At 46.5% G+C, this 11,844-nt stretch carries 15 protein-coding genes and 2 tRNA genes; 2 read left to right on the top strand and 15 right to left on the bottom strand.

Features of this window, described 5'->3' with window-relative positions; translation table 11 throughout:
* Positions 1-51: 51 nt before the first annotated feature.
* Positions 52-738 carry a hypothetical protein gene (locus PMI05_RS03170; protein ID WP_007717115.1) on the top strand — a complete coding sequence of 229 codons (687 nt, stop codon included), beginning with the start codon at positions 52-54 and terminating at the stop codon, positions 736-738.
* A gap of 68 nt (positions 739-806) precedes the next feature.
* Here the strand turns inward: PMI05_RS03170 and ytfJ are convergent, their stop codons facing one another.
* The 13 genes from ytfJ to PMI05_RS03235 form a co-directional block, all read right to left on the bottom strand.
* Entirely contained in the window at positions 807-1,289 is a 483-nt protein-coding gene (ytfJ, locus tag PMI05_RS03175) for a GerW family sporulation protein (RefSeq protein WP_007717117.1), read from the bottom strand.
* 108 nt (positions 1,290-1,397) lie between these two features.
* Positions 1,398-2,057, bottom strand: coding sequence for a DUF2953 domain-containing protein (locus PMI05_RS03180; protein ID WP_007717119.1), 660 nt, complete (start codon positions 2,055-2,057; stop codon positions 1,398-1,400).
* A 66-nt stretch (positions 2,058-2,123) separates the two neighbouring features.
* Complete coding sequence (locus PMI05_RS03185) at positions 2,124-3,092, bottom strand: S-layer homology domain-containing protein (protein WP_007717120.1); 969 nt, start codon at positions 3,090-3,092, stop codon at positions 2,124-2,126.
* Positions 3,093-3,241: 149 nt separating this feature from the next.
* Entirely contained in the window at positions 3,242-3,889 is a 648-nt protein-coding gene (sleB, locus tag PMI05_RS03190) for a spore cortex-lytic enzyme (RefSeq protein ID WP_007717124.1), read from the bottom strand.
* Positions 3,890-3,983: 94 nt separating this feature from the next.
* Positions 3,984-4,334, bottom strand: coding sequence for a stage V sporulation protein AE (gene spoVAE, locus PMI05_RS03195; protein ID WP_007717126.1), 351 nt, complete (start codon positions 4,332-4,334; stop codon positions 3,984-3,986).
* 4 nt (positions 4,335-4,338) lie between these two features.
* Positions 4,339-5,355: a stage V sporulation protein AD gene (gene spoVAD / locus PMI05_RS03200; protein WP_007717129.1), complete on the bottom strand. Its 1,017-nt coding sequence runs from the start codon at positions 5,353-5,355 to the stop codon at positions 4,339-4,341.
* A 3-nt stretch (positions 5,356-5,358) separates the two neighbouring features.
* On the bottom strand, positions 5,359-5,832 hold the full coding sequence (gene spoVAC, locus PMI05_RS03205; RefSeq protein WP_007717140.1) for a stage V sporulation protein AC: 474 nt from the start codon (positions 5,830-5,832) through the stop codon (positions 5,359-5,361).
* A gap of 15 nt (positions 5,833-5,847) precedes the next feature.
* Positions 5,848-6,708, bottom strand: a complete 861-nt coding sequence (locus PMI05_RS03210) for a DUF421 domain-containing protein (protein ID WP_007717143.1) — start codon at positions 6,706-6,708, stop codon at positions 5,848-5,850.
* Between the two features lie 84 nt (positions 6,709-6,792).
* Positions 6,793-6,999: a DUF1657 domain-containing protein gene (locus tag PMI05_RS03215; RefSeq protein ID WP_007717150.1), complete on the bottom strand. Its 207-nt coding sequence runs from the start codon at positions 6,997-6,999 to the stop codon at positions 6,793-6,795.
* A 149-nt stretch (positions 7,000-7,148) separates the two neighbouring features.
* On the bottom strand, positions 7,149-7,352 hold the full coding sequence (locus PMI05_RS03220; RefSeq protein WP_007717155.1) for an alpha/beta-type small acid-soluble spore protein: 204 nt from the start codon (positions 7,350-7,352) through the stop codon (positions 7,149-7,151).
* A gap of 79 nt (positions 7,353-7,431) precedes the next feature.
* The gene (locus PMI05_RS03225) at positions 7,432-8,562 is read right to left on the bottom strand and encodes a glycosyltransferase (RefSeq protein ID WP_007717158.1); all 1,131 of its coding nucleotides are present in this window, start codon (positions 8,560-8,562) and stop codon (positions 7,432-7,434) included.
* On the bottom strand, positions 8,562-9,146 hold the full coding sequence (locus PMI05_RS03230) for a hypothetical protein (RefSeq protein WP_007717161.1): 585 nt from the start codon (positions 9,144-9,146) through the stop codon (positions 8,562-8,564). The genes PMI05_RS03225 and PMI05_RS03230 overlap by 1 nt, the downstream gene beginning before the upstream one ends.
* 120 nt (positions 9,147-9,266) lie before the next feature.
* Positions 9,267-9,917, bottom strand: a complete 651-nt coding sequence (locus tag PMI05_RS03235; RefSeq protein WP_007717164.1) for a TerC family protein — start codon at positions 9,915-9,917, stop codon at positions 9,267-9,269.
* Between the two features lie 213 nt (positions 9,918-10,130).
* Between PMI05_RS03235 and PMI05_RS03240 the strand changes: the two genes are divergently transcribed.
* Complete coding sequence (locus PMI05_RS03240) at positions 10,131-11,297, top strand: sensor histidine kinase (protein WP_007717167.1); 1,167 nt, start codon at positions 10,131-10,133, stop codon at positions 11,295-11,297.
* 292 nt (positions 11,298-11,589) lie between these two features.
* On the opposite strand, the gene PMI05_RS03245 is transcribed toward PMI05_RS03240, so the two are convergent.
* A tRNA-Gly gene (locus PMI05_RS03245) sits at positions 11,590-11,663 on the bottom strand.
* Positions 11,664-11,677: 14 nt separating this feature from the next.
* Positions 11,678-11,765 (bottom strand) — tRNA-Leu (locus tag PMI05_RS03250).
* Between the last annotated feature and the right edge of the window lie 79 nt (positions 11,766-11,844).

Below are 11,844 nucleotides of genomic sequence, written 5' to 3' on the forward strand. Positions count from 1 at the left end.
GTAAATTGATCCTAGGGATTCATTCCATTTGCTTATGAGGAGGTGACCGACATGAAAACGAATCGAGTCAGCCATGTTCCATTAAACCAGCGGGTAGGCCGCTATCATTCCCATATGCTTCAGGCAAAATTAAGCACGCCAGTCAATCCGATTTTCAGTTTTAATTTGCAGCCGTACTACACTCGTCAACAGCAATGGACAACGGAGCTTTCCGATTCCTTATCGCGTCTGTACCGGTTTTCCTCAGATTTGGAGAAGAGTGCTCGGGAATTTATTGCCGCCGGGAAAGACAGCGAGGCTGGACCTGACATTGAGGGATTACAGGAGCGAACACAGTCGTTAGTAAGTAAATACAATCGCTTACAGCTATTTCTTGCGGAAAAAGCAGATACCTTGACGACGCAAAAGTTAGATGCATTCGCTCAAGTGGCAAAAGATGAAGAGGAAAAACTCCAAACGTTTGGAATCAAGCTGTTACCAGATGGACAACTGGAAATGGATGATGAGAAATGGTTGGAGGCTGTACAAACCCGCTATGTGGACTATACAAATACAATGGAACGTGTAGCCCATGCATTCAGAGCAGGTACATTGGGATTGCAAAGCAAGCCCCTCGGCTCCTTTTCACGTTATTACGAGGAAGCTATGGCCCTCCATCCTTATATCGCCTCCTCCAGCTCGAGCCTTCATTATCAGCATGCTGCAAAAACAGGCTTGTATGTAAACGAACTCTGGTAATGCCATACGCCTACTATCTAAAAAACAGGTATGCCCCTTTTGTGGAGCATACCTGTTTTGTGTTTTCCTTACTTTCGATCCATAAGGTCTTCCAAATCTTGTTCTTCTGCTCTGGCAATTATCGTATTGGAATAAACAGTAGGTTCATCCGATTTGGTAAACATCCCCTGAACTTTATCCACGATTTGCGGAACAGAATCCAAAATCCGGTCATAGAGATGGGTCGTATTTTCCAGTGGAATCGAACGAATTCCTTGTTTGCCCACGACCAAAAATGCTACAGGTGTGATGGAGACACCGCCCCCACTACCCCCACCAAACGGGTTACTAGTATGTTCATGCTGTTGATTGTGTTGATGCCCATTATGATGGTGATCGTATTGGAACTCACTACCCCCGGCCGCGAAACCAAATCCTACCTTGGAGATCGGAAGAATGACACTACCGTCAGGTGTCTCAACAGGATCACCAATGATTGTATTCACGTCCACCATTTGCTTGAGATTTTCCATCGCTGTTCTCATGAGGCCTTGAATCGGGTGGTCTGCCATATTTGTCGCTCCTCCTTCCTATCGGTGTCATGTTTTATCATTCCCCCAACAAATCCGGAACATGTACCCTGCACAAGGGAATAAATATGTATGCTCTCACATTTGTGATTAGGCACGCGTAGGCGCAGCTTGCCATTTTCGCTGTTTACTTTTTCGAATCCGCAGAAAAACTTTTAGCGCATAGAAAACGAACTGGCCCAAATAAAAATGCAACACCGCTTGAACTTTCGTATGTAGAAGTGCTTGGTTCCAGACAGGCTGTACACTCATGGCAGGCATCGTCTGTAAAGAGATGGAGTGGGAGAGAATTCCGACTATCAGGCTTTTCACTCCCCAGATTAGTCCTGTCAGCGCTCCTGTTTCCGCTGCCTGACCTGTGCCCAACACCGTATGCCATTCTAACTTCGTACAGCGAATTTGTTTGAACAGGTCTTTTAGCAAAGGCAGCAAGTCACGTACTCTTTCCAGCACGTCACGATAATTGCGATACCATATCTTCACTTGTCTCCGCGTAAAATCTTTGACCTTTTCCCGAAGCTTGCTTCCATGCTGGATCGTTTCCACCTTTGCAACAAGCTCAGGCCCAGCTTCTGTCATTTTCAAGAGGAGAATAGGAATTTCGTATTTCCTGCGAATGATACCCCAAGCTGCAATTGTAATCTCCAATTGATCATTATCGCCCTCGCGACTGTATAAACACGTCAACTGTATTGGCGTGATTACTAGTAGGACAAATAAACCAAGCAATCCTAGCAACACCCATACCATGAAAAAATCCCACCCCTTCCACGTTAGTATGAGTGGAAAGAGCAGGAAATATGTTCAGCATTTTTATTAATCAAGCACGTATACTTTGACGCCTTTTTGCAAGCCGTGATTTTCAGCTTCATTCAACGTCGGGAGATACAGATCCACATGGCGTTGCTTTACCGCACCACCGATATCAGCTGCCACTGCATAGCCGTAGCCATCGATGTACAAGTGCGTACCAAGTGGGATGACATTTGGATCAACCGCTACAACACCTTCGCGCAGTGGATACTCCAGATACGACAGGATCTTATCGTTCGTGTAGCTGTAAGCAGTCGTCTGTACCGTTAATTCCTGGCGAAAAGGTGTACCGTTTGCGAGGGCTTTTGTTGTTCTCGGCTTATCCGGAAGCAAGTGAAGGGCCGCGTATGTGGCTGCTTCGGCTCTCGTCATGTATTTGTTCGGCTTCAAAGTACCGTCCTCATAGGCACTCATTAACCCGTTATGCATGGCGTAAACGAGTGGGCGTTGCTCTTTCTCTTTCACGTTGTTCCCATCCATGTATTGGTTCAATGTCTGGATCGTCGTAGACCACTTCAAGTTATTGACTACTCCGCTGTCCCCCATCGTTCTTACCAGAATAGAGGCGAGCTCTGCTCTTTTTACTGGGGCATCGGGATGTAAGTATAGGTGATTCCCCTGCTTTTGCCCATGGACAATTCCCAGTCGATAGGCAGTCTCTGCATAGGACGACAGCCAGCTGTTTGCCGGTACGTCGGCAAAGGATGATTGCTTGTTGCCAAGAGGTTCAATTCCTTTCGCATTCACAAACATCGTGAGCAGTTCACCCAATGTGACGTTGTCATCAGGTCGAAAATATTCGTTTTGACCAATTACGTCGGTTATGTAAAGTTGATTGATTTCTCGTTCTGCCCAATGGCCGCTAATGTCTACATAAGGTGTTTCATTCATTTTCGTTGTTTCTGCCTCGACAACTGGAGTACCTATGAGTAAAAAGGCTGCCAGCGAGGCAAGGATCATCCGTTTCTTCATCATCAACCTCCATGGGGAAATTTGCGAATCCTTTCGTATCATTTTATCGAACTATTTTGCAAAAACAATGAACAATAGTTTCCAGTCAAAAGGAAAGCCCTCGAACAGCATCATGATGAATACTGTTTCAAGGGCTGCATGATCAATGGTTAAATGGCAAAAATGTGTTTGCCGATCTTCTTCACTTGTGTACGAGACCAAATCCACTTGGAGGTCGCCGTAACAGGATTAAAGTAATAAAGCGAGTTTTTGGTTGGGTCCCATCCTCGTACAGCATCCCAAGCTGCCTTGTAAGCAGTCTTGTTAGGAGTCATCCAGAATTGTCCATCATCTACAGCGGTAAACGCTAATGGCTCAAAGATGACACCCGCAAGTGTATTGGGAAAGTTTTTGGACTGGACACGGTTCAACGCAACCGCAGCCACAGCTACTTGGCCCTCATAAGGTTCTCCGCGTGCTTCGGAATAGACCAGCTGGGCCAGCATCTGCATTTCCGCTTTATTTACCGACACTTTCTTTAGAACGCGCCATGTATTTGGACCAGTGATACCGTCAATCTGTAATCCGTATGCTTTTTGAAACTGTCTGACGGCCTTTGTTGTATTCGCTCCGTAAATGCCATCCATTTTGCCATTGTAGTAGCCCAGCATCTGCAAACGATACTGCAAATCCCATACATCCCCGTTCACACTGCCACGCTGAATCTGTGTGGCTGCCAGGGAGTCGGCCGGGAAAATAAACGCTACAACCATAAAGGCAGCAAGCAAGGTTGTTACTGCTTTCTTGCTCCACCACATAAATTGTTCCCTCCTTTACCCAACTCATTCTACAAGTTGGCGAAAGTAGGTTCAATTCAAGTATTTTGGCACAAGTGGCAATATGTACCTGCCATTATCCTTTTGGTCGGAACAAGACTGCCGTGATAAATCCGAAGACGATGGCAGCCGAAATCCCTGCACTCGTCACTTCAAAAATGCCGGTAATAATGCCAATGACTCCATGCTTTTCGGCTTCCGCCATTGCCCCGTGCACCAGTGCATTTCCAAAGCTCGTGATGGGTACTGTCGCTCCTGCTCCGGCAAAATTAACCAGTGGCTCGTATAGACCGAGTCCGTCTAGCACTGCCCCAGTGACAACAAGGGAGGACATCGTATGGGCAGGTGTGAGCTTGACGACATCCATGAGAAATTGACCGATTAAGCAAATCGTTCCTCCTACGAGAAACGCCCACAAAAACATCATGGTATCACTCTCCAAGTTGCTCCGACTCAACAGCCACGGCATGGGCGATGCAAGGAATGCTTTCTCCCTGCTGGAAGGTCAACGGGGATAAGAGGGCTCCCGTGGCAACCAGCAAGATTCGCTTCCAATCTCCTTGCTTCATCCGCCGAAGTAGGTGCCCGTACGTCACTGTAGCGATACAGCCACATCCGCTACCACCCGACCACACATTTGGATTTTCTCCATAAATGAGCTTCCCGCAATCGACATAGCGCTCTAAGGGAATGTGCATGTGATGCTTGGGCAACAGATCAGATAAAATGGCATGGCCCGTTCGTCCTAAATCGCCTGTTACGATCAAATCATAATGGTCGTGAGGGAGTTGAAAGTCACGGAAATGCGACTCAATCGTGGATAACGCGGCTGGCGCCATCGCTGCTCCCATATTGAATGGGTCTGTCAATCCCATATCGACTACATGCCCGATGGTGGCTCCCGTAATCCGCAAACCCTTACCCTGACTAGCTACAACAGCAGCCCCTGCTCCCGTCACGGTCCATTGTGCCGTTGGGGGCTTCTGTGAACCGTACTCGGTTGGATAACGATATTGCTTTTCCGCAGCCCCATTGTGACTGGAGGTAGCAGCCAGGACGTAATCAGCAGCTTGACTATTCACCATGAGAGCAGCCAAGGCCAAGCCTTCCATCGCTGTTGAGCACGCTCCGAAAATCCCCAGAAACGGAATCGAAAGCGTCCGGGCCGAAAAGCTGGCAGATATGATCTGGTTCATTAAATCCCCGGCAAGCATAAAGTTTATTTGTTCTTTCGTGAGCCCCGCTTTCTCCACCGCTTTCGAGCACGCTTCTTCTAGCAGGACTTTCTCCGCCTTTTCCCAGCTGTCTTGTCCAATCATCAAGTCACCGTGCAGGATATCAAAGTCGTCGGCTAACGGTCCTCTAGCCTCAAAAGGCCCACCAATCGCAGCGTGACCGAGAATGACAGGTTTTAAAGGAAAGACCCAAGACTGATGACCCTGGCGCATCCGTTAGCCTCCCATCGTAAACAATGTTTTGATCAATCCAACGACGAATGCCGCCGCTACACCAAACACAATCACTGACCCCGCGAGCTTGAACATGTTCCCGCCTACCCCCAGCACAAGTCCTTCGCTGCGATGCTCGATCGCCGCAGATGCAATCGAGTTGGCAAAACCCGTAACCGGCACACTCGTACCTGCCCCAGCCCATTGGGCGATCCGGTCATATAGTCCCAGACCGGTCAAAAGAGCCGAAAGAATGATCAAGACAGCTACTGTAGGATTACCAGCAGTTTTCTCCGTAAAATCGAAGTAGTGAATGAACATTTCTTGTATCCCTTGTCCGATCATACAAATGCCGCCACCCACTAAAAATGCCCGGGTAAAATTGCGTAAAAGCGGTCGCGGAGGCTCGTGCGTCTTTGCCAATTGCTGATATTCTTGCTGGACGGGGGTCAGCTTTTTCTTTTTTTGATCTGCCATGTCACTTACTCCTTTTTACCGTATCAGGAACGGTTTTACTTGATCGATAATCTCTTGTAGCTGTTCGGAATCGGTTTGGTAGGTACGCTTCATTTGCTCATTTTTTGTATTAAGTGCATATAGCTCCAAATCCGCCTGACATTTTTTCAATGTAGCAAAAGCCAGCTTCGTCGCTTGGGCACCGGGAACCATCAGTTTATCGTCATACAGGTCGAGATAGAGCTCTCCACCTTTGTCTACTTGGCCGAGGAAAACATTTTCCAAAGCCACTCCCGCTTTTTGCAGCTCCGTGCGAACCCATCTGCGATTCAGTCCTGCTGTTGCCAGGGACTCGTCCATGATGATCCCATCCATAATGACCACTTGATTCTCTTCCGTAGGAGCCACTGTCAATTCAAGGTGTTTGGGTGTTACCGGCTGATTCTCTGATTTTAAAAGGACACTGACTTCCCCGCTTGTTTCCATTAACGCAAACTCTACATCGGCTACTCGGAACACGTTTTTGACTCGTAATTGTTCCATCAAGTCTTCCGCGGTCAATCGTTCCTTTTTCAGATTGTCTTCCAAAATTTTGCCTTCCTTGATGAGAACCGTTGATTTCCCTTCAAATAAGTCGCGGAGAAGCTTGCTCTTGAGTGAAAGCCACTCCATTAAATAAGGGAAAAGCGCAAAAACCCCCATGGCGACCAAACTATGGTAGACCGGCCCATCCATTTCGGTTGCCATAAAAGCCGCTATCGAACCGATGCTGATGCCGACGATATATTCGATGTATGTAAGTTGCTTGATTTGCCTTTTCCCAATAATCTTTGTCAATAGAAATAAGTAAGCAACAGCGCCTATTGAGCGCAAAAGGATTGATAACCAATCAGGCATAAGCCACCTCCATCACCTGAGGTGATTGTTATAGATAGTAAAACCAAGAGAGAGGAAGTCCCTCTCCCTTTCCCAACACTTCCACTAGAATCCCTTAAACTGTGGTTCTTCCTTTTCCAGCTCCGTTACACGCTGCTGGAGGTTATCTACAATGGATTGCGTTTGCTCTGCTGCTTGCGAATACAATTGTTTCGCTTTCTTGTTTTGCGTGCTCAGAGCAAACGTTTCAAAATCTGCTTGTGCGCCTTTCAAGCTGGCAAGCGTTTGTTTCACTTGTGCTCCTACTGTCATATCCACTCACCTCCTAACACATATAGAATCCGCCTCCACCCATTATTTATGCGGTGGTCTCCCCTATTTTCATCTGTAAATAATTACCTCTTATTAGAAAAATAAAAAGAGAGACACCATAGGTGCCTCCCTTCATCCAACTTATGAGATTAGCCACGTCCAGCCAGTTGTTGCTCAGCAAAGGAGACAAGACGTTTTGTAATCTCTCCTCCAACTGAACCGTTTTGACGGGAAGTGGTGTCTGGTCCAAGCTGAACACCGAATTCGGATGCGATTTCGTATTTCAGTTGGTCCAGAGCTTGGTTTGCTTGAGGAACCACCAGATTGTTACTGGATCTGTTGTTGTTCGCCATTTATATCACCTCCTCGTCGTTTGTAAGTTTAATATGTGTGAAGTTTTGCTTGTTCATTCGTTCTTTTTTTCTTCCAATTTTAGTCTGTTAATTGGAGAAGGACATGGGCTATTCGATGAGCTGCTTCTGGTCGCCCTAGCTTGTCCAAACCTCCTACAAAAGCATCCCTTTTTTCTGGCTGGCGCCATAACCTGATGATTTCTTTGATTTCTACTGGCGTTTCAGCCAAGATCGCCGCTTGTTGCTCGAGTAAAAAGGAGCAATTATGCTTTTCTTGTCCGGGTAATGGGTGAAATAAAATGAGCGGTGTCTTAAGAGCAAGTGACTCCGCACACGAAATGCCACCTGGCTTCGTTATATAGGCGTCAGCTGCTCCAATCCACTGCCACATTTGCGGCTCAAACCCTTTCAGTATAAAACGATGGTCAGTGATCTCCGTACCTAACAGGCCCGTCAGTCGTCTGTACAGGCTTGTATTCTTCCCAGTCACGACTACGATCTGCAATGGTTGCTCTTCCAACAACAACTCTCGTACGACCTGCTCCACTCCACCATAACCGCCTTCTCCCCCACCAATCAACACGGTGAATTGATCTGGCACAAGTCCAAGCTGCTTTTTCCAAGCCGCTTTGCCGGTATTCAACGCTGTCGTAAAAGCAGGCCGAACTGGAATGCCATAAACATGGATTTTTTCCGGTGCTATCCCATAGTGCTCGATTAGATTTTGCGCAATTTGCTCATGTGCCACCATGTACGCATCAATTTCTGGATGAACCCAAAACCGATTAATATGGAAGTCCGTGGGCACACACACGAGCTGGAAAGGCTTGGACACCCTTCTCTTCGCTTCTGCCAATGCGGACAAGCAGTATGCATGCGTAGCGATGACGACATCTGGCTTCTCTTCTTGCAACAGTTGATTGCTTAATCTTGCGGATAGCCACCATCCCAGTGCTTTGCTCAATGCACTACTTAGCATTTCATCCTGTTCATAGATGCGTTGCCACACAGGTTGACCGTAGCGCAGCATATTGCGATAAAAAAAATGAGAGAGCACACGTAAGCCTGGACTGGCGGTTTTCAGTCCTCCCACCACTCGCGCCGATCGTGCACCCTCACTTTCCAGTAAAACTTCCTGCAGAGCTTCAGCAGCCATCCGATGACCACTCCCTGCCCATTCCTCTGTCACTAGCAGAAACCGCTTTGCCATTAGTAGGACTCTCCTAGAGGCTGCTTGCCCTCAGCATATCGATTGAGTAAAAATTCCTTGGACATATAAACACGCTTTAGGGGCCTTTCATGATTCCATGATTGCAAGCGTCGCTTTCCATTGGGATGCACGATTCTGAGCATGAGACGCAAGTACCATCGCTTGTATCGAAAAAACCAAGTCATGGGCACATCCGAAATCGAGAAGCCCAAAGGTGTTACACCTTTATGTAGCATAGTCGTTCCCACTATCCCTTTTATTTGATCTTTATTTTCCATCGAGTCCAGGAACATGGCAAGCTTCGGCAGTGATTGGAGGATATGTCTTCGCAAAAGAAGTGCCACGCGTAGTTCATCCTTCACTCCTTTGCACAGTGTAGCTAAGTAATAATTGTGTATATGTAGCTTTAAGATCCAATCCCCGTCATGAATGATTCGGTTATCGGTAGTAACAAGTGGCTCTCCCCGATAGCGTAAAACAACAACCCGAAATATATTGTTCCCTTTCTCAATATAGGTAAGTCTGGTGCAACGCTGATAGATTTCATCCCAGTATCCCCATAGCATCAAGAGGCTTGTATTCATTTCGAAATAGTTCCTTTCCCGCTATGTTTTCATTCAGCTGGATGTGACCACTTACATTCCGCAAAACGGCCATGACCTTTGTTGTAGTATGCCCAACAATGTACCATCCTCATCACCTTTTCACGTCCTTTTCATCCGCCCCCAAAACATAACTACTACGGCAGCAAGTACGGGCAACCACATATGATTGAGAAGAAGAGGATTCACCCACTTCCAGACATACGGATCCTGAAGGCACATATCAACGGCTGTAAAGGTAAGAATTCCGCCGCCAATGATGACCATACTGGGAAAACGATTCATCATGCGGGCAATCCACACACTTCCCCACATTAATAGTGGTATACTCATCGCTAACCCCAGCAAAACTAACCATAAATCGCCATGTGCTGCTCCACCAACTGCCAAAACATTGTCCAAACTCATGACAAAATCTGCTACTATGATAGTCCTGACTGCCTGACCAATTGTCTGATTATGCGATACGTTTGCGAGCTCTTCATTCTCACCGAGCATCAGCTTACATGCTATCCATAGCAATAATAATCCCCCGATTGCCTTCACGAGAGGAATATCCAACATCCAGGTAGTCATTCCCGTTAGTACAATTCGCAAGAGGATTGCACCCAATGTCCCATATAAAATCGCCCGTTTTCTCTCATTTCTTGGGAGTCCGCGGCAGGCCATACCTATGACCACAGCATTGTCACTGCTTAATACCAGATCGATCATAAAGATGTGTACAAGACCCAGCCAAAAATACTCGCCCATCCCTGCCTCCCTGGTCCAATAAAGTTCGTCCATTCTACTTTATGCGACTGGAATCGGACTCATGATTGAATATTTTTCCGAAAAAAGGCGGTTTTCAGCGGATTTTGTAGATAAAAACTTCCGAAAAAAATACATTTTATTGCGAAATCAGGCTAATTATACCTTGTCTAAATTAGGCATTTTCCCTTACGATTTTAGTGGGGTGGATAAGAGATGGTGGAGACTGTGACGCTAAACCTTTACGACGTTTCAAAGAAGATTTTAGACTTAACACCAAGTATCACCACAATATGGCTGCAAGAAATTGTTCGCAGCATGGAAATTCCTGTAACCATTCCTCGCGATTTTGCAGAAAAACGAACAGTGCTCTTGGCTCGCTATCTGGTTGAGGATGTAGATCATGACATGCAGACTTGGGCATTAGATATGGGAGAGTGGCTTCGTTCTCAGGAATTCCCCTTCTCCTCCATTTTGCGCACGTATCAATTGTACCGGAATGTATTCTGGCGGGTTCTCCAACCGGAATTACAGAGATGGTCCCTCTCCTCACAAGAAATGCACTATTTGGAAAGCCAACTGGGCAAGGCCATGGATGAAAGTGTCTTCTGGGCTGTTTATCATTTTGAACAAATGATTAATAAAGAGCTGGTCCAGAAGGAAGAAACGATCTCCTATTTGCATAACGACAAACTGACCATGCTCGGTAAAATAGCCGCCAATATGGCTCATGAGCTGCGCAATCCGTTGTGCGCCATTGAAGGGTTCCTGAAGCTGATCGGCGAGTCTACACAGGAACAGGCCCAGCTTCAGACGTATATCCAAGTCGTCATGCATGAGTTTGAGAATTTACATCGGCAACTAACCGGATTCCTCAGCTTTTCAAAAAAACCAATTCTCGATGAAATTTTTAAAACCGTTCAAGTAGAAGAACTGCTTGAAGAAGTAGAGATGCTGATTACCCCTCGCCTCGTGGGAGAAAACATACGTTTTGAAAAACAAATCCACCCCTGCTCACTCGCATGTTATGAAGAAGGCTTGAAGCAAGTTGTCGTCAATCTATTAAACAATGCCATTGACGCCGTGCAAAATCGTACAGACAAGTATATTCATGTCATTTCCACTTCTTCAGATGGCTGGCTCTATTTGAGTGTGGAGAACAACGGCGAAAGGATTCCACCCGAGATCGTGGAAAATCTATTCCAACCATTCTTTACGACTAAACAAAATGGGACAGGTATCGGCTTGTCCATCTGCAAAAATATTATCGAAAAGCATCAAGGCACGATCCATTGTGATTCCAATGAAAAACGCACACGCTTTATCGTTTCTCTGCCGATTGCGAATGCCCAGGAAGTTGGTCCCCGATTGGAAGCTCTCTAGGTCGCTCTCTTTTGTATCACGCAAAAAAAGCCCCCTGACAAGGCAGGAGGCAAGGCAAGAGATCCGTTACCAATTTCATCGGTAAGCGACCTTAGTTTTACTGTACACGAAAACATATGTTGCTACCATAAAAAACGTCAGACAGCTTTCGACAAAAATTTATACCTGTATTGAACAAAGGCTTATCTATTCAACTATTAGATAAGCCTTCATACTTGTGCCTCAAGTAAAAATAGTGCTACTTTCCTAGACATAAAAAAGCAGAGAACCTATTGGCTCTCTGCTTTATGTATGGAGCGGGTGATGGGAATCGAACCCACGCGACCAGCTTGGAAGGCTGGAGTTCTACCATTGAACTACACCCGCATCAAAATAGATGCTGGTGCCGAGGACCGGACTTGAACCGGTACGGGAGAAACTCCCGACAGATTTTAAGTCTGTTGCGTCTGCCCATTCCGCCACCCCGGCAAACCTGTAAAACGTGGGCAAATCATGGTCGGGAAGACAGGATTCGAACCTGCGACCCCTTGGTCCCAAGCCAAGTACT

Origin of the sequence: Brevibacillus sp. BC25 (genome assembly GCF_000282075.1) — a bacterium.
Taxonomy (GTDB): Bacteria; Bacillota; Bacilli; order Brevibacillales; family Brevibacillaceae; genus Brevibacillus.